At 49.1% G+C, this 281-nt stretch carries 1 pseudogene; it reads left to right on the forward strand.

The window, feature by feature from the left end:
- A pseudogene (locus tag NG904_RS16980) lies at window positions 1-281 on the forward strand (hypothetical protein); the annotation flags it as partial.

The following is a 281-nucleotide window of genomic DNA, read 5'->3' on the forward strand; positions in this document are numbered from 1 at the left end:
GCGTACGATTTCACTACCTGCGGTGGGAGCCGCGTATCACGCCAGGCCTAGTCGATAATCTGGCATTCGAATACGATTCTACGTTAGGCTTTGCCGAGCATTTTGGCTTTCGCAACTCGTACTGCCTCCCTTTTTATCCTTTCAATTTTGAGCAGGGCAAAGCCTTCGACTTTCTGGAAATTCCGCTCAACGTGATGGATGCTACACTACATCATCCAAAATACCTTCAGCTTACACCTGCTGAAATCTTGCCGGCCCTTAGGCCCATGTTCCAGGAAATC

The organism is Clostridium sp. ZBS15, assembly GCF_023845705.1.
GTDB lineage: Bacteria > Bacillota > Clostridia > Clostridiales > Clostridiaceae > Clostridium > Clostridium aquiflavi.